The sequence below is a fragment of the Streptomyces sp. NPDC048504 genome (assembly GCF_043200035.1).
GTDB lineage: Bacteria > Actinomycetota > Actinomycetes > Streptomycetales > Streptomycetaceae > Streptomyces.
Genome location: NZ_JBICXA010000029.1, coordinates 37,632 through 58,339 on the forward strand (window position 1 = coordinate 37,632; position 20,708 = coordinate 58,339).

15 protein-coding genes are annotated in these 20,708 nt (G+C 67.9%); 11 read left to right on the forward strand and 4 right to left on the reverse strand.

Features of this window, described 5'->3' with window-relative positions:
- Window positions 1–50: 50 nt before the first annotated feature.
- The 9 genes from ACGFY9_RS46795 to ACGFY9_RS46835 all read left to right on the forward strand — a co-directional run bounded on the left by ACGFY9_RS46795 (window position 51) and on the right by ACGFY9_RS46835 (window position 14,517).
- Window positions 51–860 carry a hypothetical protein gene (locus tag ACGFY9_RS46795; protein WP_393764945.1) on the forward strand — a complete coding sequence of 270 codons (810 nt, stop codon included), beginning with the start codon at window positions 51–53 and terminating at the stop codon, window positions 858–860.
- Window positions 847–2,016 carry a helix-turn-helix domain-containing protein gene (locus ACGFY9_RS46800; protein WP_393765010.1) on the forward strand — a complete coding sequence of 390 codons (1,170 nt, stop codon included), beginning with the start codon at window positions 847–849 and terminating at the stop codon, window positions 2,014–2,016. Before ACGFY9_RS46795 ends, ACGFY9_RS46800 begins: the two co-directional genes overlap by 14 nt.
- A gap of 1,204 nt (window positions 2,017–3,220) precedes the next feature.
- Window positions 3,221–4,753, forward strand: a complete 1,533-nt coding sequence (gene casA / locus ACGFY9_RS46805) for a type I-E CRISPR-associated protein Cse1/CasA (protein ID WP_393764947.1) — start codon at window positions 3,221–3,223, stop codon at window positions 4,751–4,753.
- Window positions 4,750–5,367 (forward strand): type I-E CRISPR-associated protein Cse2/CasB, encoded by a 618-nt coding sequence (casB, locus tag ACGFY9_RS46810; RefSeq protein WP_393764949.1) that lies wholly within the window; start codon window positions 4,750–4,752, stop codon window positions 5,365–5,367. Before casA ends, casB begins: the two co-directional genes overlap by 4 nt.
- Entirely contained in the window at window positions 5,301–6,617 is a 1,317-nt protein-coding gene (cas7e, locus tag ACGFY9_RS46815; protein ID WP_393764951.1) for a type I-E CRISPR-associated protein Cas7/Cse4/CasC, read from the forward strand. Before casB ends, cas7e begins: the two co-directional genes overlap by 67 nt.
- Window positions 6,614–7,357: a type I-E CRISPR-associated protein Cas5/CasD gene (gene cas5e / locus ACGFY9_RS46820; RefSeq protein ID WP_393764953.1), complete on the forward strand. Its 744-nt coding sequence runs from the start codon at window positions 6,614–6,616 to the stop codon at window positions 7,355–7,357. Before cas7e ends, cas5e begins: the two co-directional genes overlap by 4 nt.
- Window positions 7,354–8,016, forward strand: a complete 663-nt coding sequence (cas6e, locus tag ACGFY9_RS46825; RefSeq protein ID WP_393764955.1) for a type I-E CRISPR-associated protein Cas6/Cse3/CasE — start codon at window positions 7,354–7,356, stop codon at window positions 8,014–8,016. The genes cas5e and cas6e overlap by 4 nt, the downstream gene beginning before the upstream one ends.
- A 75-nt stretch (window positions 8,017–8,091) precedes the next feature.
- The gene (cas3, locus tag ACGFY9_RS46830) at window positions 8,092–10,815 is read left to right on the forward strand and encodes a CRISPR-associated helicase Cas3' (RefSeq protein ID WP_393764957.1); all 2,724 of its coding nucleotides are present in this window, start codon (window positions 8,092–8,094) and stop codon (window positions 10,813–10,815) included.
- A gap of 2,439 nt (window positions 10,816–13,254) precedes the next feature.
- Window positions 13,255–14,517: a serine hydrolase domain-containing protein gene (locus ACGFY9_RS46835; protein ID WP_393764959.1), complete on the forward strand. Its 1,263-nt coding sequence runs from the start codon at window positions 13,255–13,257 to the stop codon at window positions 14,515–14,517.
- Window positions 14,518–14,614: 97 nt separating this feature from the next.
- Here ACGFY9_RS46835 and ACGFY9_RS46840 read toward each other — a convergent pair whose 3' ends face one another.
- Window positions 14,615–15,106, reverse strand: coding sequence for a hypothetical protein (locus tag ACGFY9_RS46840; RefSeq protein WP_393764961.1), 492 nt, complete (start codon window positions 15,104–15,106; stop codon window positions 14,615–14,617).
- A gap of 50 nt (window positions 15,107–15,156) precedes the next feature.
- Between ACGFY9_RS46840 and ACGFY9_RS46845 the strand changes: the two genes are divergently transcribed.
- On the forward strand, window positions 15,157–15,876 hold the full coding sequence (locus ACGFY9_RS46845; protein WP_393764963.1) for a leucine-rich repeat domain-containing protein: 720 nt from the start codon (window positions 15,157–15,159) through the stop codon (window positions 15,874–15,876).
- A 35-nt stretch (window positions 15,877–15,911) separates the two neighbouring features.
- A complete protein-coding gene (locus tag ACGFY9_RS46850; protein WP_393764965.1) occupies window positions 15,912–16,358 on the forward strand; it encodes an NUDIX domain-containing protein in 447 nt (148 codons plus the stop codon).
- A 78-nt stretch (window positions 16,359–16,436) separates the two neighbouring features.
- Here the strand turns inward: ACGFY9_RS46850 and ACGFY9_RS46855 are convergent, their stop codons facing one another.
- From ACGFY9_RS46855 to ribA, 3 genes are all read right to left on the reverse strand, one after another.
- On the reverse strand, window positions 16,437–17,384 hold the full coding sequence (locus ACGFY9_RS46855) for an SGNH/GDSL hydrolase family protein (RefSeq protein ID WP_393764967.1): 948 nt from the start codon (window positions 17,382–17,384) through the stop codon (window positions 16,437–16,439).
- Window positions 17,385–17,562: 178 nt separating this feature from the next.
- Window positions 17,563–19,779 (reverse strand): MMPL family transporter, encoded by a 2,217-nt coding sequence (locus ACGFY9_RS46860; RefSeq protein WP_393764969.1) that lies wholly within the window; start codon window positions 19,777–19,779, stop codon window positions 17,563–17,565.
- A 169-nt stretch (window positions 19,780–19,948) separates the two neighbouring features.
- Complete coding sequence (gene ribA / locus ACGFY9_RS46865) at window positions 19,949–20,590, reverse strand: GTP cyclohydrolase II (RefSeq protein ID WP_393764971.1); 642 nt, start codon at window positions 20,588–20,590, stop codon at window positions 19,949–19,951.
- Window positions 20,591–20,708 lie beyond the last annotated feature (118 nt).

Consider the following 20,708-nt stretch of genomic DNA (forward strand, 5'->3'; position numbering starts at 1 on the left):
CTCGGTGGTGCAGTGCTCCAATCCGAAGTCGGACCAGAGGAGTCGTCCGCATGAGTGTGTCTCTTTCGCCCTGGGCGACCGAGGTGTTCGGCAAGCAGGCGCTGGCAGTTCGAGCGGGTGTTGGCCAGGCCCTACGGAACATGCAGGCCAACGCGCAGGCTGCACAGGAGCAGGCGGAATCGCGTACCAACCACACGTACGGCTCGGCTCGGTGGCAGGGGCAGTTCGAGCGGGTGTGGGAGGAGCTGAAGGATCTGCCGGGAGCCACTCCCGTGAAGCCGTTCGGGTTCCCGTTCGAACTGATGGTCGTCGGGAACGGTCTGCTCTATCCGTTCCTCTACTCGAAGACCTTGTCGGACGTGCGCACGGCGCGCATTCCGCGTGAGTCCCGTTTGGTGAAGGAGCTGTTCACGTTCGCACCCGACCCGGCTGAGGTGCAGGGCGCGTTCGACTTCGAGGGCTTCGACGAAAGCGGTCAGGTGGTGGAGCCGCGAGGTGGTCTCGCATCTGTGCCACGAGGCACCCGTCTGATTCTTGTTCCCTTCGCCTGCAATGCCTCCGAACTCCTGGAGGCGTACTGGGGTATTGCGGCGCTGGGTGCTGAGCGGCGCCTGGTGTGGGAGTCCGTCCCTGAGCCACTCGCCCTGCCTGACACTGTTACGTCCCACGGACAGCACCTGAGGAGCATCCCCAAGCAGGCCACGGCGTCCGAGCGGGAACTGACCAGCTTCGACGGCGGAGCAGAGCCGACCCTTACGCTGTCGTCGCGTACGAACGTTGATCAACAGCGCGACGTTCCGCCGCTGACAGAAGCAGAGCCGGCCGACGACCAGACCAGCGAAGATGATGCGAACCAATAAGCAAGACCTCATCCTGGGCCTGGAGGAGCGGGGCACCACGCCCCGTGCCATCTCGGACGGCTTCGATCCCGCCCGGCTGACACAGGCACGTCGGCTGGCCGAGAAGACGAAGAAAGATGTCGCGAATGCCCTCGGGGTGACCCCGGCGGCGGTGGGCCAGTACGAGACAGGGGTGTCCCGCCCTCGCCCTGACCTCATCCCCCGTCTTGCTGAAACACTCGGCGTACCGGCCACGTTCTTCCTGGTCGGCCGTCCAGTAAACCGGCTCGACGCCTCCATGGCCCACTTCCGCAGCTTGCGCAGCACGCCGAAGTCCCAGAGGGAACGAGCCCTCGCCTTTGCCGAACAGGTATGGGAGCTCACCTACGCCCTGGAACGGCGGATTCAGCTACCCCTGGTGAACCTGCCCGGTTTCGCCGGGGGCGAGGTCCACCCCGGAGCTGAACTGCCGGCGAATCCTGCCGGGGCAGCACAAGAGCTCCGTCGCCGTTGGGGTATGGGCGATGGACCCGTCACCCACCTCGTCCGACGCATGGAGTCCCACGGCATCGTCGTCGTGATGCCTCCGGCATCCGACCCCTCGGCCGCCACCGTGGACGCCTTCTCCACCCGAGCGGCACGACCCCTCGTGGTCCTCACAGCCAACCGGGCCGACGACGTGTACCGCCATCGCTTCACCGCTGCCCACGAACTCGGGCATCTCGTACTCCATGGCGATGCCACTGGTGACAGCCGTCAGGAGAAGGAAGCCGACGCCTTCGCCGCCGAGTTCCTCACTCCCCAAGACAGCGTCCTTCCCCTCTTGCCCAAGCGGATGGACCTCGCACGACTGGCCGAACTCAGGCAGGTCTGGGGCGTCTCCATCCACTCACTCGTCTACCGATGCCGTGAACTTGGGCTCATCTCCGATGCCACGACCAGCCGCACATACCAACGCTTGCGTGCGCTGGACGGCCAGCCCGGTTTCATCCCCGAATCGGTCTCGAACTACTCCGGCGAACAACCGTCTCTTCTGGGCCAAGCCTTCGAACTGGCCTGCAAGGAAACGGACTTGTCGGTGGCCAGACTGGCGCATGAGCTGGCCTGGACGACCGAGCGCGTCCGAGAACTGCTCGATTGCCAGGAACAGCGCCCGGTACTACGGCTCGTGCAGTAGCCCTTCAGCGCATCTTGATGCCGGATTCGGGTCACCTACGCGTATGCGGAGCGAACGTCGCCTATCAAGCCCCCCGCTACTACCGCGATGGAATACCTTCGCTGGTGCGAAGCGAACGTGGTTGTGCTCATCGTCTATCTGGCGATGATTGGGCGACCTCCGCAGGCACGGAGCAAAGTAGAACCTGGATGTTCCGTGCCGCATGTACTTCGGGTGACCTCCATGGTCGCGGAGCGAACATCTACGACGCAGGTATCAAGGCGGCGCAGGGCGAGTAACCTCCGCACGCGCGGAGCGACTCCCGTGGACCTTGGTGATAGCGGTGTGCTGTAAGGGCTACGTCCGCAGGTGCGGACTGAACGCGAACTTCGCCGGGATCGGCGCTTGTTTGTCCGGGGCACATCCGCGGATGCGGAATGAACTCTAGCTACCTCCACGCGTGCCGAGCGAACCTTATGCCCACCTTGCCGCCAGCGGCCGTCGGGTGACTTCCACGGGTGCCGAGCGAACCTGTATGACCCCGGCAAGTAGGCAGCCAAGGGTGGGTGACTTCTGCGGCGTGGGACGGGCAGGCTGGTCGGCATCAGGAACGTCGGGTCCAGTGGGTGACCGCCGCAACGGGAACGGCGCCACGCAGATGCAGGGCGTCGGGCTACCTCCGCATGCGGAGAGTGGACGGTTAGCTGTATGCGAACGCGGTCACCGAGGACGGACTACCTCCGCATGCACGGAGCGAACGAAGGCGGCCATTCACTGGGGTCCTTGTCGGCCGGACTACCTCCGCATGCGCAGAGCGAACCCGCTCTGACATGGATCGTCAGAACGGCCTTGCAATTCCATGGTCATCGATGGGAACCAGGGTGCCTGCCCATGTGGCCGCTCTGCGGTTGTCGGAGCTTGCTTTCAGGCCATTCCATCCGGGATGGGTGGAACCCTGCCCTCCGCCACTACGGAGCGATGCTCTTTGTGTTGTTTTGCCCCATGAGTCCCTGGACTACCTCTGTCTGCGCAGAGCATGCCCAGATGGACATTATCTGGCGGCTCTGACAATTGCGATGAGTCTTCCGTTTCCGGTTGCGACGTCCCATGGATGACCTTTAGCGTCACTCCCTGCTTGAGGTCGGCGACGTTGTGTGAACTTGTCGATGTTCAGGCGACGTTGGCGTTCTCAAAACGGAGGGGAGAGATCTTGCGCGCTTTCTGCGTGGCTGACCAGCCGTGCGTCGCGCTTGTGTTTCGCCAGGATGCGGATCTTCAGGAGTTAGCAGACCTGGTGCCTGGGGCCGAGCCGGGTGGCCGTCAGGAGGTCGGTTTGCGGACGGCGCTTCTGGTAGCTCATCTCGCGGCGGACATCGAGGTTGCGAATCCGGCGGTGGAGTCGATGCTGCGGCGTCTGCTGATGGCGCTTGCGGTGCGTTCCGGTGGCCTTGACGTTCCTGACTTGGATGCGTGGGAGGACCAGTTCGACGCGCTGTTGTCCGCCGGCCGGTTCGACGAGGGGGCTGTGGGGTCCTATTTCGATACCTGGCAGCACCGATTTGATCTCTACGACGCACGGCGGCCGTTTCTGCAGGACCCACGTCTGGCCGCGGAGTGCTCGCGGCAGGCGCCGGCCGGGAAGCTGGTCATGCCGCGGCCGTCGGGGTCGAACCAGCCGTGGGTGGACCGTACTCCTCAGGATGTTCCGGTGGCGTCGGGCGAGGCGCTCGGCTGGTTGCTGGCCTGGCGTGGATACGGCCCGTCGGGCACGGGTGCTCAGCGCCGGCACGGCGAGGTGGACTCCAGGATTATGAAGGCCGCGCCGTTGCGGTCGTTGGTGTCGTTTCACCCGCTGGGCGAGAGCCTGTTCACGTCGCTGATCTTGGGGTGCCCACCGCCCATGGGGGGAGGGGATCCGGCGCAGGATCTGGCGCCGTGGGAGCGCGGTGAGCTGGAGGACCCGCTGCTGCCGTCCCCTGTCCGCGGCCCGGTATCGCTCTTGACCGGTCGGAGTGCCCATCACGTGCTCCTGTCCCCGGACGAGACCGGAGCGTGGATGACGGACTGCTGGGTGGCGTGGGGGACGCGCACGGACCTGCCACCGGCGAGGGATCCGTATGTGGTCGACCGTGCCAAGGGCGGTCCGGTGCGGGCGAGTTGGCGCCGCTCACTTCTGCGCGACTTCGATGCTTTCATCCACGCCAAGAACCCCGCCGAGTCCGGGATCAAGGGTCAGATCCTTCCGGGCTGGCTGTCGGTGTTCGCCGATCTCCCGGCCGATGTGCTCGACGGGCTGGGGCCGGTGCGGGTGCGAGCCCTGGGATGTCATCAGGAGAAGCAGGAGAAGGACGAGCACTGGTACGCCGTGACGACCCCGGCGAGCATCGCTGGCTTCCTGTCCTCCCGGCATCCGCAGCGCGCCGCCCGGGTCGCCGACGCGCGTAAGGCGGCGGAGGCTGCTGCGACTGGTCTGGCCAGGGCGTTGCGTGCGGCGTGGAAGCAACTGGCGCCGGGTGAGAAGAGCTGCTCGTGGGCGGATGAGGCCATCGCGGAGTTCTGGGACCGGGCCGAGCCGTTGTTCTGGACGGCGATCACCAGGGACGGCTCGGACCTGCCGAAGTTTCACCGTCTGGCGCTGGAGATCTTCGACGCGATCACGCGCCCGGCAGCGACCACCCCACAGGGTCTGCACCCGGTGGCCTGGGCCCGGGCCACCCTCACGCACCCTCGTAACGGAAGGACGGCGAAGGCCGCATGACCACTGAATCACCACCCGCCCGGGCGGGCAGGAAGGGCCCGCTGGAATCTTTCGAGCGGTTCATGCGTACCGTCCGCGCTGCGTGTGCGACACCGGGAGGCCGGGCGGCACTGCGCAACGGCCTGGCCGACGAGTTGGCCTCCCCGTGGCAGTTGTACATGCATCTGCTGCCGGCCGGAGGAATCCCGGCCTACGCATCCACCCGCGATGCGGAAGTGCCGTACCTGCTCGTCGCCTGCCTGTACGCGGTCCATGACGCGCCCAACCCCCGCACGGCGAAGACGAATCCGACGCCTCGGGCGAAGCCGGCCGAGGTATGGCAGAACCTCGGCTGGTCCTACGCCTGTGCCGTCAACACGGGCGTCATGCGCCGGGCGAACGCCGCCGACGCGCTGTCGCACCTGGCCGAACTGGGCCGTGACGACCTCGTCCGGGAACTGCCCGGAGCGATCTCACTCCTGCGCTCGCAGCGGATCACCGTCAAGTGGCCGGTACTGCTGCGCGACTTGACCCGCTGGCCGAAGTGGGCGGACGACGTCCGCATCGAATGGGCCCGTGCCTTCTACACCCCTGCCGCCCGAACCACCCGCACTGTCGAGGAGAAGAGCAAGTGATCCATCTTGGCCCGGGAAGCCTGCACATCGATGTTCACCTGATCCAGTCGTACCCGTATTCGAACCTGAACAGGGACCGGCAAGGAGCCCCGAAATCCGCGAAGTACGGTGGCGTAATGCGTGCGAGGAACTCCTCGCAGAACGCCAAGCGGCACACCCGCCAAGCCGTGGAACGCGCGACCGGCATCCGCGCGGTACGCACCCGCGGCGTACCGCAAGCCGTCGCCAAACGCCTGACTGAACGTGGCTGGAAGCCGGAACTCGCCCTGGCTGCAGGCCAGATGCTGATCCTCGCAGCCGGCGTCAAGGGACTGGGCATCGCCGACAACCAGGGCACCAACGCCCTGCTCTTCCTGCCCGACAGCGCCTTGGACGACCTGGCGGAACTCGCTGACACGCACCGTGGAGACATCACCCAGGCCGTCTACGACATCGAGGCCGAAGAGGCGAAGGCGGCGAAGAAGGCCAGCAGGAAGAAGACGGACGCGGACATGGAAGAGCTGGAGGTCGAGGACGAGCCGGCCGTCGGCGAGGGGAGCCTGCTGGCCAAGTATGCGGCGAAGGTCCTGCCCAAGGCAGCGGTGCTGGCCATCCTGCATTCCAGGAACGCCTCGGTGGCCGCGTTCGGCCGGATGCTCGCCAACCAGCCGGAATCCATCGTGGACGGCGCCGTGCAGATGGCGCACGGACTGAGCACCCACGCGGCCAGCACTCAACTCGACTACTTCACCGCGGTCGACGACATCCTCCAGGACGAGGGCACCGAACGCGGCGCCGGACACATGGGCGACCAGCGCTACAACTCCGCCACCTTCTACCGCTACACGTCCCTGAACGTCACCGAACTCCTCAAGAACCTCGACGGCGACACCCCTAGCGCCCAGGCCGTACTGGCCGAGTTCGTACGCGCCTTCGTCACCACGGTGCTGCCAGCCAAGTCCTCCGGCACCGCCGCGTTCACGGTCCCGCACCTGACCTACGTCGCGGTACGTACGGACCGCCCGGTCAGCCTGGTCGGCGCGTACGAGACCCCGGTGCCCGACAGCACCGACGGCTATCTCCCCACGTCCTTGGCGAGGTTGAATGCCCACGCTCAGGCCCACCATCGCTTCCTGGGCACTGGGGGGCTGGTCACCCACGCCCACAGCGGTCTGACTGACGACTCCTTCGACGCGCTCGGCGACCGCCTCGACGGCCTGGACGATCTGATCGCCCGCGTCAGCGACACGGTCGCCAAGGAACTGGCATGAGCGGATTGGTCCTCCATCTGTCCGGGCCGCTACAAGCCTGGGGCTCGGAGGCGGACTTCGAGGTACGCACCACCCACCGCTGGCCCACGCGTTCCGGTCTTACCGGATTGCTCGCCTGCTGCCTCGGCCGCTCCCGGGACGCGGACCACACTGACCTCGCCGAACTGTCGTACACGATCCGCGTGGACCGGCCGGGCCAGCGGGAGATGGACTTCCACACCATCGGCGGCGGTTACCCCCGCCACCTCACCCCGCCCACCGCTGACGGGAAGTTCCGCAAGCTGGGCGAGGGCACCATCCTCACCCAGCGCTGGTATCTGACCGACGCGGCTTTCACCATCGCTGTTACCGGCCCCGAACTCACGCTCACGCGGTGCGCGGCGGCCCTGGCCCGGCCCCGGTTCGCCCCCTATCTGGGGCGGCGATCCTGCGTCCCGGACACTCCCGTCCTGATCGCGGCCCACGTCGCCGATCCGGTGGCCGAACTCGATCGCCTGCCGTTGCACCGCATCCCGCCACGTGCTGGCGACCGCGAGTCGGTGACCTTCCTCTACGACACCGCCCCCGAACCAGGAGCCAAGCAGGACACGGAAATCCGCGACAAGCCCGGCCCGCACCGCCGCTTCACCGGCCGCCCCGTGTGGGAGCGACAGCGAGAGCTGCCGGAGGCCCAGGACGCAGGCCGCGGTACCGACTGGCTCACCGCACTGCTCGACTACCGAGAGGCAGCCGCCGCATGAGTACATCCACCGTGACAACGCAGACGGTCCACCTTGCCCGGCTCCATCTGGAAGCCCGCAGCCGCGAGGTCCACCGCGACCTCAAAGACGCCACCCGCCTGCACACCACTGTCCAGGCACTGTTCCCCGACGCCCTCGGCGCCGCACCCAGGACGGCCACAAACACCCTCCATAGGGTCGAGCGAGAGCAGACCGGCGCGCTGCTGATGATCCAGTCCACCCTGCCCATCAACCGCAACGCCCTCCCCACCGGCTACGCCAGTCAGGTCGAATACCGAGACCTGACCCCTCTGCTCACCTGGCTGGCGGAAGGCCGCGTCGTGCGGTTCCGGATCGACGCCAACCCGATCAAGAGCGTGGTGGTGCCCGGCGGCGGACGGGGCAGGCGGGTGCCAGTGTCGGGGGAGGAGGCGCTCGCTTGGTGGGAACGCCAAGCCGCCCGCGCCGGACTGGCCAACGAGCTCGTCCTCGACCTTCCGCAGCCCGACGTGCTCGGCTCGCGCAGCGAGGCCAAACGGATCCGGCTGCGCGCGATCCGCTTCGAAGGCGTCGCCACCGTCAGCGATCCAGAAGCCCTGCGCACCGCGATCACCACCGGCATCGGCCAGGGCCGCGCCTATGGCCTTGGCCTGCTGTCCATCGCCCCCTACCGCGCCTGACCCTCGCTGTTGCGCTCTCGGCCTCGGCAGCAATCGAGGCCGCTCGCTCTCCCGTAACGAAAGGAACCAAGGCGCGTGTCCGCTCCGTTCGAGCCCCGGTTGTGGGGCAAGGAACGCGGTCTTACCCACCCCTACCCGCTGGGCTGCCACGCCATCGACGCCGCCGTCATGGCCGCAGCCCTGTGGGACCGCTACCTCACACCCCGCCAACGCGCAGTCATCGTCGACGGCTGGGGGCTGACCGAGCCCGAGGCCCGCACTTTCGTCATCTGCCTCGCCGCCCTCCACGACCTCGGCAAGATCACACCCAGCTTCCAGAGTTGCGTGCCGAGCGCTGACCAACTCACCGGACAACCCGGCTACGAACCCTCACCCGTCACCGCGAGCAGTCCGAGCCACCAGCGGGCAACTCACCTCGTCCTACCGGAACTTCTGCACCGCCTGCACTGTCTGCCGATCACAGGCCGCCCCACCCGCAGCCTCGCCCACCAGATCGGCCAATTGCTCGGCGGCCACCACGGCACCTACCCGATCGCCCTGTCTCACCAGGGAAACGAACTCACCTGCCCGCTCACCGCCGCACCCGGCCTGGGGGAGAAGGCGTGGGACGAGCAGCGCGAGTACCTCATCCACCTGATCTACGACCTCTTCGGAACCCCCGCATGGCCCGGCCACCCGCCTACCGGCCCCGCTGCAGTGATCACCACCGGACTGGTGATCCTGGCCGACTGGCTCGTCTCCCAACTGCCCTGGATCCGCGCCCGCCAGAAACGCTGGGACCGCGACCACACTCACAACTGGCAGGCCCACGTCCGCAGAGCCCGCCGCGCCGCCCCGAAGACCCTGCGCGAGGCGCAGCTCACCCCACCCACATGGCGCCGTACCCGTACCTTTCACAAGCTCTTCCCCCACCTGAGCGGCAAGACCCTGCACCCACTGCAGTCCAACCTCGCTCAGTCCCTGCCGACCCTCGCCAAGAGCAGCCCTGGCCTGCTACTGATCACCGCGCCGCCCGGCGAAGGCAAAACCGAAGCAGCCCTGTTCGCCGAACGCATCATGGGCCCGGCCGCCGGCACCAAGGGCCTGGCCTTCCTACTGCCGACGATGGCCACCACGGACGCCATGTGGGCTCGCATCCGTGCCTACGCCCGCGCCAACTGTCGTACTCCACCCCCCATTACGCTGCTTCACGCGATGGCCTGGCTGGACGCCGACTACACCCCCGACCAGCTCGCCACCGCCACCAACAACCCTGACGTGGTGGCCGAATGGCTTCGCGGCCGCCACCGCGGCTTCCTCGCCGGCATCGCCGTCGGCACCTGGGACCAAGCCGCCCTCGCCGTCCTCCCGCACCGCTTCATGGCCCTGCGCTGGCTCGGCCTGTCCGGCAAAACCATCGTCATCGACGAAGTCCACGCCTACGACGCCCACGGCCACGCACTGACCCTGCGCCTGCTCGAATGGCTCGGAGCCCTCGGCGTCCCCGTCATCCTGCTTTCCGCCACCGTCACCGACGACACCGCGGCAGCCCTCATCCACGCCTACCGCTGCGGCGCCGGACACCACGACACCCCGGACATTAACCCCAGCTACCCCGGCTGGACCTACACCGACCACGCCACCGGAACCATCAACACCTCACCCACCGTCAGCTCCAACCGAGCCCACGCTCTCACCATCAACAGCATCACCTGCACCCACACCCACAACCCCGACCACGAACGAGGCCGCGCCCGCGCCGTCCTCGGCCTGCTCACACCCCTCGAACAGGCCCACGCCGGCTGCGCGTTGATCATCTGCAATACCGTGGCCGATGCCCAGGCCACTCGCGATCTCCTCGACAACACCTGGGCGACCGGCACCGACCGTCCGCTTGTACGGATCCTTCACGCTCGGATGCCCGCTCGGCAGCGCACCGCGATCACCCGCCGCATCCAACGATGGACCGGCCCACACGGCAAACGCCCCAGCCGCCCCTTCGTCGTGATCACCACTCAGGTCGCAGAACAGTCCCTCGACGTCGACTTCGACCTCGTTATCAGCGACATGGCCCCTATTGCCCTGCTCCTCCAACGAGCTGGCCGCGGCCACCGCCACCCCCGCACAGACCGCCCCACTTGGGCGACCCAGGCGCGCCTCGCTGTCCTCATCCCAGGCGGCCAACTTCCGCCTCCTGCTTGGGGAGACGTCTACTCAGCCTCTCTCCTGCGTCGTACCCGGGACCTCCTCGCCAGCCTCAAGGGGGAGCCGGTCAACGTCCCCAGGGACGTCCAACGTCTCGTCGACCAGGTCTACGGACCGGAATTCGCCAATGCCGACGACACAGACCGGCTTGCTGACGACATGCAACGCACCGCCACAGCTCACCTCACGGCCATCCCCACCCCGACATCCGTCCGCGACCTGCACCCTCTCACCAACACCGACGAAAACCCCGACAAGATCGCCACCCGCCTCGGCGCAGACAGCATCCGCATCCTGCCCACCTACCTCACCCCCGACGGTCACCACTGGCTCCACCCCACCCACCACAGCCCACGAACCGCCCTACCCCAACGCATCCACCCCAATGACCGCCCCACCATCCGACGACTCATGCAAGCCAGCATCCCCATCAACAGCCAATGGCTCACCGGCCGCGGCCCGGCCACCAATATCCCCGGCAGTTGGTCCGACATCCCTGGCCTACGCGACCTCATCCTGCTGCCCCATACCGTCACCCCAGCAACCATCAGCCCCTACCGGGCCGCAGGAAGAGCCATCAGCCTCGACCTACAAAACGGCCTCCTACGCCACTGACCCTGGCTACCTCCTGCGGCCACGAGCCACGTACGTTGATAAGAAAATGGCAAAGCCAACCTGCTAATGCAGGTCCGCAAGGGTCCGCTCCGCTCTTGCGGAGGTCGCCCGAAGGCTCTGGGTATCCACTCACCTTCGCGGGCGTTCGCTCCGTACTCGCAGAGGTCGCGCGCAGACCATTTCGCGGGTCAGTAGGTCGATGCCGTCCGGGTCCGCGCTCGTGGAGGTCACTCGACGGCATGGCAGACGTTTCGGAATGCGCTTAAACCTGCTCCGTTCCTGCGGAGGTCACCCGCAGACGTCCCAGCCTCGCACCTGCGCGGCGCGGTTTGCTCAGCCCCTGCGTAGGTCACCCGGACGGCACTGCGGTGGACAGTTCCATGCCGATTTCAGCTCCGCATCTGCGGAGATATTCCGGAATCTGTGTGCCCGCACTTTTTGACCATTGGCTCCATTTTCATAGAGGTTCCTGTACCTCGGCAACATGATGGTTGAGTTCAGACAGGCCATCTTGCTGGTTAGGAGGCCGTCCGCAGACCTACCGCCTCCGTGTACAGACCGAAAGCTGCTCCGGATGGGCGGAGGTCACACAATGACGGGCGGAGCCAGCGGCCTTAACACGACACTTGCTCCGTGCTCACGGAGGTGACCCCGTGCCTGCCGTCTGCCCAGCACCAGCGTTTGTGTTCGCTCTGCATCTGCGGAGGTTCTCCAGTGACGTACACCTGCTCGCCCGGGTGGCCAGAGTCTGCCTCGCATTTGCGGAGGTCACTCGCTGGCGGCGAGCGGGTTCGATGACCTGGCCCAATCTGGTCCGCACTCGCAGAGGTCACCCGATCCGGGCGGCGTTTTCCGGGAACATCGAGTCGTCTACTCCGCGCTCGCAGAGGTCACTCGCCGGCCTTCGCCAGTTCCACCATCAAGTCGGCGTCTGTTCCGCACAGGCAGCGGCCACCCGTAGGGATCTAACGGGATCCGGCTCATGACCGAGGCTGCTCCGCATCCGCGGAGGTCACTCACGGACGCTGGTCGCCGAAGATGCGTTCCATAGCGTGTGGAGGTTGACCGAGGTTTCCAGGGCCGTTCGATGCCGCGGCACCGCATGCTCCGCGCCTGCAGAGGTCACCCGACACCGACCGCGAACTTGGCCACGAACGGTGCGTTTGCTCCGCATCCGCAGAGGTCACCCGGACACCACCGGCCAGTACCTGTGGCGGCCGTCGTTCGCTATGCGCCTGCGGAGGTACTCCACAAGTCGTCCCACCAAACCCAGCCCGGTTTGCGCGCTTGCTCTGAACCTGTGGAGGAACACCGGTAGCGGCCTCGAATTTCATCTGCCACAGCAGGGCTGCTCCAGACTCGTGGAGGTCATCCAGGGTGCCCGACGTTCCGGGGCTACGACGTGGAATCTGCTCCGTGTTTTCGGGAGGTCATCCGGATCCCACGGTTCAGGCTGTGGGCATCGGCGTATCTGCTCCGCACTTGCGAGGTGGCTCGGAATTCAACCTGCGTGCCCGCGAAGCTACCTCGTCTGCTCTGCTCTCGCGGAGGTCACCCGTACCCAGAGGGTTGTGACCTGCTACACACCGTCTCTGTTTCGAACTTACGGAAGTCATCTCACGGGAGGCGCGCCAGGTCAGATCGAGGCGAAAACAGTTTCATACTGGCGGAGGCGTTCCGCCGAAGGGCACTGGTTTCTAGCCCAGACATCGGCCTTGTCCGCTCCGCGTCTGCAGTGGTGTTCCGTGCTGGCGGTTTGGCCGATGCCCGCATTGGCGTCAGCTCCGCGTCTGTGGAGGTGCCACGGCGGGGGTGGCCGCGTTGCCGCGGAGGAAACTTCTGCCCGCGGCCATGGAGGTCGCCGCTAGTTGCCCAGCTGATCTGGCTCCGCGCCTGACGCTACCTTGAGACTGCCCGGAGAGCAGAGCCGTACCAGAGGGAGCGAACGCGCTGGTGAGCGGTCTCTTCTGCGTGAGCGATGCGTGAGCGGACGGTGCAGCACCAGCCATCACAAGACAGATTGCCCCTCGCCATGAATGTGCTATGAACAGGTGGTTCCGGACACCCAAGCAGCGTCCGGAACCACCCAGCAAGATCACGCCAGGACTTTTAATCCATTGGTTGTGGGTTCGAGTCCCACAGGGTCTACCGGTGGTGGGCGGAGGGTATCCCCTCTGACCTGCTGTGCAGCGTCCGGGTCGGCTTCGGTCGGCTCGGGCGCTGTTTCGTTGAGGAACGGTTTGTCGGGCAGACCGCTCGCTCCGGGCCGCCCCAGCTCCGACGACCAGCGATCTTCCCGGAACCGGAACCGGAACCCGTATCGCGGCCGTATCGAAAATCGCATACGCCCCCGCAACAGTCCCCCGCCTTCAGTGGAGGCACGAACCACCGTGCCTCAACGGTCGGTTCGTCCATCGGGAACGGGGAGGGACTGTGAGCGTGGACTCGGATTCCGTACGCGGTGTCGGTCGGCGGCGGCTGCTCGGGTGGAGCGGGCTGGCGGCCGTCGGCGGGGTGGCAGGCGCGTCGCCGGCGGGCGCCCAGCCCGGTTACGCCGACCAGGCGTCGAACGACCAGGCCTCGAACGACCACGCCCCGACCGACCCGATCCCGCCCGCCGCCCGGCCCGGCGGGGCCTACGACCGGTATGTGGCCAAGCTGGCCGCCGAGGGCAGGTTCTCCGGCGTGGTGCTGCTGTCGCACCGGGGCCGGACGGTGCTGTCCCGCAGTTACGGCATGGCCGACGAGGAGAAGGGGATCGCCAACCACGAGGGCGTCGCGTTCAGCCTCAGTTCGGCGGGGAAGCCGTTCGGGGCGGTGGCCATGTTGCAGCTGGCGCAGCAGGGCAGGGTGAAGCTGTCGGACACGGTGGGGACCCATCTGAAGGGCCTCGCCGAGGAGATCGCCGAGTGGGTGACCATCCACCACCTGTTGTCCGGCACCTCCGGGCTGGACGTCCCGGATGAGGACGTGCGACGGGTCTTCCGGAGCCGGGACGAGGTGCACGCGTACTACGAGCAGCGGGCCCGGCAGGCCAGACTCGTGGGTGTCCCGGGCGTTCCCGACACCGACCACGAGGAGGCGGAGGTCACCCTTTCCGCACTGATCGTGGAGGCCGTGACCGGCAGGACGTACTGGGACTACGTGCGGGAGAACATCTTCGGGCGCTGCGGCATGACCGGCTCGGGGTTCCGCACAAGGCCGCAGTGGCTCACCGACGAGCACATCGCGCACCCGTACATGGAGCTGGCCGACGGCAGCGTGGTGGACGCCGTCCGCAACCTGGACAGGAGCAGTCCGGATCCGGACGTCCTCGGCAAGAATCCGGGCCGCGCCTTCGTCGATGCCCCCGGGGACGGCGGTTTCGCCACCGCGCCGGATCTGGTCCGGTTCGCGCACGCGCTGGGCGACGGCACGGTGCTGGACCGGCCCTGGGCCGACGTGCTCACCGCCGCCAAGGTCCCGCATGGACCGGCGTCGTTCGGGGCGTACGGGATTCCGGTCTCCATCGTCGACGGCCAGTGGATGTACCAGCGCGCCGGCGGCAACCCCGGTGTCGGCGCCAACTGGGACATCTACCCGGACACCGGCTGGGTCGGTGTCATCCTCAGCAACCGCGACGGCGTGCCGCTGGAAGAGATGATCGGGCAGGAGATGCGGGCCGTCACCGGGGCTCCGGCCGACGGGGGTTCTGGGGGCTGAGCCACCGGGGATTGCGCGTACACACGGCCGGTGTCGTGTGCGGTGGGCCGGCTGTGCCGAGGCCGTCATCGAACTCCGCACCCCGCGGGCAACGCCCTCACCCTCGGCGAGCGGCGCCGTCCGGCCATACGACGTCCACCGGGATGCCCGCCGCTCGTGCTTCGAGGACGGTGTCGGCGGTGCCGCCGCCCTTGCCGGTGGGGGGTGCGCCGTTCCATACGGCGACGAGGCGGTCGGCGCGTTGGAGGAGGACGGTGTTGGCGGCTTCGTATGCCTGGCGGTTGGCCGTTGTGTGCGGGAGTACGAGTACTTCCTCGGCTGATTCGACGAAGTGGTCGAAGAGGGGGGCCTGGTCGGGCTTGACCTTGTGTCGGCGATAGTCCTGGGAGGGGATCACGGCGATCAGACGGCCGCCGGCGGTGAGGACGGCCTCGGCGAAGAGGGAGTCGGCGCCCTCGGCGAGGCAGGAGACGCCGATGAGCCGGCCGTCGGTGGCGTACCGCGTGAGCAGGTTGGCCAGTGCGGTGCGGATCAGCGGGGTGCTGTCCTCGGTCAGGTCGATGTGGCCGGTCACCGCGAGGGTCGTCACGGTCGCGTGTTCCCTTCGTCCGCCGCGCTGTCGAGAAAGGCGAGCAAGTCGTGCCCCACGTACTGAACCTTTGGCGCCAACAGCTGGGAAAAGTACCGGAGTCGGTCTGGCGACGCACCGAACTCCAGGTCCTCATCCTCGCGGACAACGCACTCACCGACCTTCCGCCCGGGATCGGACGACTGCACCGGCTGACCACCCTGGACCTCGGTCACAACCACCTCACCTCGGTGCCCGACGACCTCGGCGACCTGACCGCCCTCGACGGCTGCCTCTACCTGCACGACAACGACCTGGCCCAACTCCCGGACGCGCTCGGGAACTTGACCCGGGTGCGCTATCTCAACGTCGGCGAGAACACGCTCACCGCCCTCCCCGAGGCCATCGGCCGCATGGCCGGTCTCATCGAGCTCCGCGCCCAGCACAACCGGCTGACGACGCTGCCCGACAGCATCGGGGCCCTCGGCAACCTGCGCGAACTCTGGCTCAGGGGCAACGAGATCACCCGCCTGCCGTCGTCCGTGGCCGGCCTCCACGAACTGCGTCACCTGGACCTACGGGAGAACGCCCTCACCGAACTCCCGCAGGAACTGGCCGACTTGCCCCTCCTCCGTCAACTCGACCTGCGGAGCAATCGCCTCACCCTGCTGCCGGACCGGGTGTTGGGCCTGCCGTCCCTGGAGAAGCTGGACCTGCGGTGGAACGACTGTGACCTGCCCCCGGCACTGCTGACGGAGCTGGAGCGGCGCGGGGTTGTCGTCCTCCGGTGAGGATCGTCCGGGAGGAGCGTGCTTTCCTCTTCTCCATGACTCTGCTCGTCGCCGCCGTCATCGTCCACGACAAGGCCGCGGGCCGGGTCCTTCTCCTCCAGCGCGGTGAGTACGCCAAGTTCGGGCGAGGGATGTGGGATCTCCCCGCAGGCAAGAACGAACCCGGCGAACCCGTCACCGAGACCGCAGTGCGCGAACTGTACGAGGAGACCGGCATCGTCGTGGAGACGGAGTCGCTGAAGGTCGTGCACGTCATCCATGCGGCCCTCGGGGTCGAGGCGCCCAGCGGGTTCCTCACCGTCGTCTTCGCCGCCGACAAGTGGACCGGCGAAGCCGAGAACCGCGAGCCCCTCAAGCACGCGCAGGTCCGCTGGGCCCAAGTCGACGCCGTGCCACAGGAGTTCGTGAGAGGCAATGGGCTGGCCCTTCAGCAGTACCTCGACGGTGTCGAACCGCAGCTGTCCGTGCACGGGTGGGCGTAAGCGCCGGCTGACCGTGTCGGCTCGGTGTCAGTACTCCGTCACCCGCCCCTCCAAGTACTTGCCGTGACTCACAGTGCGCTACAGCGCCGACTTGATCGTGTGCAGCACCGCGTCCGCCATGCCCCGCTCACCCCGCGCGTTCGGATGCACCGGCGCCGCCGGGCTCTCCGGTACGAGCGGTTCGATCCAGCGGGTGCCCTTCGCCGCGCAGGCGTTGTGGTCCGCGGAGGGCGTGTACGTGTCGACGTAGCCGGCCCCCGCCTCCGAAGCCCGTTGCCGCAGCATCGAGTTGAGCTGTTGCTCCTTCTCGCGGAGGAAGGTCACGTCGCCCGGTGCGAGGGACATCTCCCGGCCGCAGTCGGCGCTGTCGGCCGGCAGGATCGCCGGGTAGGAGACGACGTAGACCCGGGCCTCGGGGGCGCGGCGCCGGACCTCGGTCAGGACCCGGGTGAGGCGTTCGCCCGTCGTGGCGATCTTCTCGCGTACGGCGTCCGAGTCGCCCGTGACGTAGTTCTGTTCGCAGGGCGCGTCCTCGTGGAGGTACTTGCCGCTGCCCGTCATCTCGTACAGCGCGCCCATCGCCACGCACCGTTTGATCATCGAGCTGAAGTCGATGTCGTTGCCGCCGATGCCGACGGTGACCAGCCTGGTGGTGGACGAAAGTGCCCTGAGCTGGGGGGAGTTGGTGCCGTCGTTCGTGTGCTGCGAACCCGCGAGGTCGGCGGTCGTGGCGCCGCTGCAGCTCACGTCGCGGAAGTCCCGTCCCTTCAGGCCGAGTTCGGCGGCGACGAGGGCCGGGTAGTTGCCGGCGGAGCGGTCGCAGCCCGCGGGGGTGCCGGTAGGGTCGGTGATGCCGGGACCGGCCGTGTAGGAGTCGCCGAGGGCCACGTACGGGCCCTTGGACGGAGCCGAGTAGGCGATGCCGCTGTGGCTGTCGTCGTCGCCGTCGCGGGTGACCAGGACGGCGGTGAGCAGCGTGCCGCAGGCGAGGAGCCCGGCCACGCCTGCCTGCACTGAGGTTTTCATCGAAGTGCCCTCTCTGGTGGGCCAGTTGGTGACGTGGTGGGGTGTGGACGTCCGCGGGCCCGGCGACGGGCGGGGGGAGTGCCCCGTCGCCGGGCCCGGGACTTGCGCCGGTCCCCGTCCCCACGGGATCCGGCACCGCGAGGCCGCCTCTGCTCTCGGCGGCCCCGGTCTGGGGGAGCTAGGGGACCGGAGTGAGACGGGCGGTGGGAGTGTCGGCCACCGGCGCCGGGGCCTTGCGGCTCAGGGCCTCGCCCTCGACGTCCATGCGGGGCAGGACCCGGTCCAGCCAACGCGGCAGGTACCAGGCCTTGTTGCCCAGGAGGGAGAGGACGGCGGGCACGATCGCCATCCGGACCACGAACGCGTCGAACAGCACCGCGATGGCCAGCCCGAAGCCGATCATCTTGATCATCGAGGCGCCCGCGCCGATGAAGCCCGAGAACACCGCCATCATGATCAGCGCGGCGGCCACGACCGCCCGGGCGCTGTGCCGGAACCCGGAGACGATCGCCTGACCTGGCCCGTCCCCGTGGACGTACGCCTCACGCATCCGGGAGACCAGGAACACCTCGTAGTCCATGGCCAGTCCGAAGACGATGCCCACCAGGAAGATCGGCATCAGGCTCATGATCGGGCCGGTCTGGTCGACGCCCAACAGCGAGGCCCCGTGGCCCTGTTGGAAGACCGCCACGACCGCGCCGAGCGCCGCGAGCACGGAGAGGAGGAAGCCGAGCGCCGCCTTCAGCGGGACGAGGAGGGAACGGAAGACGAGGAGCAGGAGGACGATCGCCAGGCCGACCACCAGCGCCAGGTACGGGATCAGCGCGTCCTGCACCTTCTGCGCCACGTCGATGTTCAGCGCGGTGGTGCCGGTGACCTCGAAGCTCGCGCCCGCAGCGGAGGAAATACGGGGCCGTTCGTCGCGGATCGTCTGGACGAGCTGCTTCGTCTTCTCGTCGGTGGGGCTGGTGGCGGGGGTCGCGCTGAACACCGCTGTGTCGCCTGCCGAGTTGAAGCGCGCCGGTGAGACGGAGACGACTCCCTCGGTGGCCGCGATCTCCTTCGAGATCGTCGCTACGGAGCTCTTCGCGTCGTCCGCCTTCCTGGCGTCCACGACGATGGTCAGGGGGCCGTTGAAGCCGGGGCCGAAGCCCTGGGCGAGGTCGTCGTAGGCGCGGCGTTCGGTGGTGGCCGTGGACTTGGCCTCGTCGCCGGGCATGCCGAGCTGGAGGTTGAGGGCCGGGAGGGCCATCGCGCCGAGGCCCACGACGCCGAGCAGCAGGACGGGGATCGGGCGGCGGACGACGATCCGGGCCCAACGGCTGCCCCCGTTCTCGCCGTTGGCCTTGCTCCGCCCGGCCTTGGCCTTGCCCTTCCGTTCGCGGCGCGACAGGACGGCGTTCGGCCAGAAGCCGAGGACGGCCGGGACCAGGGTGAGGGAGATCAGGACCGACAGGAGGACCGCGCCCGCCGCCGCCAGGCCCATCTTCGTCAGCATCGGGATGCCGACCACCGACAGACCGGCCAGGGCGATGACAACGGTCAGACCGGCGAACACCACGGCCGAACCCGCCGTACCGGCCGCGAGTCCCGCCGCTTCGCGCGGCGCGTGGCCCTTCTCGCGTTCCTCCCGGTAGCGGGAGACGACGAACAGCGCGTAGTCGATACCGCAGGCGAGGCCGAGCATCGTGGCCAGTGTGCCGGTGGTCTCGGAGAGGCCGAAGGCGCTGCCCAGGGCGAGGACCGCGGACATGCTGATGCCGACGCCGAGGATCGCGGTGAGGAGGGGCAGGCCGGCCGCGGCCAGCGAACCGAAGGTGATGAGCAGGACCACGGCCGCTATCGCGATGCCGATCGCCTCCGCGCTGCCGCCCGCCGCGGGCTGGGTGGCGAGGGCGTCGCCGCCGACCTCGACGGTCAGGCCCGCCTTCCGGGCCGTGTCGATGGCCCGCTCCAGGTGGGTCTTGGCGGCGTCGGTGAGATCGTCGGCCTTCACCTTGAAGGTGACGGTGGAGTACGCCGTGGACGCGTCCTTGCTCACCGCCTTCGCGGCGAACGGGTCGACGGCGGAGGCGACTTGGGAACCGTCGGCCGCCTCCGTGACCAGCTTCTCGATAGCCGCCCTGTTCTCGGTCGCGGTGACCTTCTCGCCGTTCGGGGCGACGAAGACGATCCGGGCGTTCGCGCCGTCCGCCGCGGTGCCGGGGAAGCGCTGCTCCAGCAGGTCGAAGGCGCGCTGCGACTCGATGCCGGGCATCGTGAAGCCGTCGTCCGGAGCGGCCGGGGCCTTGGCGGCGGCGAATCCGACGGCGCCGAGGACCGCCACCCACACCAGGGTGACGAACCAGCGCCACCGGAAGGCCACACGGCCCAAGCGATAAAGGAGAGTTGCCATGGCTGGGGAAGGCCTCCACGTCGGCGGTCGGTCGAGATCCGGATCGAGTGCGTGATCGTGGTCTCAAGCCTTCCGGCGACGGCCCTGCGGCACGAGGGAGTGCCCTCCCGAATGGATGGTGTAGCCCGCTACACCATCGCCGAGCCGCTCAGCCCCTGCTCAAACTCCTTCAGCCCGCGTTCAGCTCAGTCAACTGGCCCAGCGGCAGCGTGTGTTGGGTCTGGAGGACCTTCGCGCGTAGATACCGGACGTTGTGCGGGGTGGTGAACACACCGGTCGGGACGCGGTCGTGCACGTCGATGCCGAGACCGCGCAACTGGTCGGCCTTGTCGGGGTTGTTGGAGAGCAGGTCCAGGGAGGTGATCCCGAGGGCGGTGAGCATCTGCGCGGCGGCCGTGTAGTCACGGGCGTCCTCGGGCAGGCCCAGCGCGGTGTTCGCGGCGTACGTGTCGAGGCCCTGGTCCTGGAGGGCGTACGCGTCGAGCTTGTTGTAGAGGCCGATGCCGCGCCCCTCCTGGCGCAGGTAGAGCAGGACACCGCCGCGGTCGGCGATGCGCTCGACGGCCTCGCGCAGCTGGGGTCCGCAGTCGCAGCGGGCGGAGCCGAAGACATCGCCGGTGAGGCACTCGGAGTGCAGCCGGACCAGCGGGGTGGTGCCGGGGGCGGGGTCGCCGAGGACGACCGCCACGTGTTCCTGGCCGTCGGTCAGGCCGTGGAAGGTGACGAGTTCGGCGTCGACGCCGTAGCCGTCCTGGAAGCGCAGCGGTACCCGGACGCGGGCACGCGGGGTGGCGGCGGGGAAGTCGGGCATGCGGGTCTCCCTGGTCCGGCGGCGGGTACGCGGATGTGCGTCAGCGAGGTGCTTCAGTTTTGAAGCACATCCACGATGACGGACCCTACCTCATGCTTGAAATTTGAAGCAACAGAAT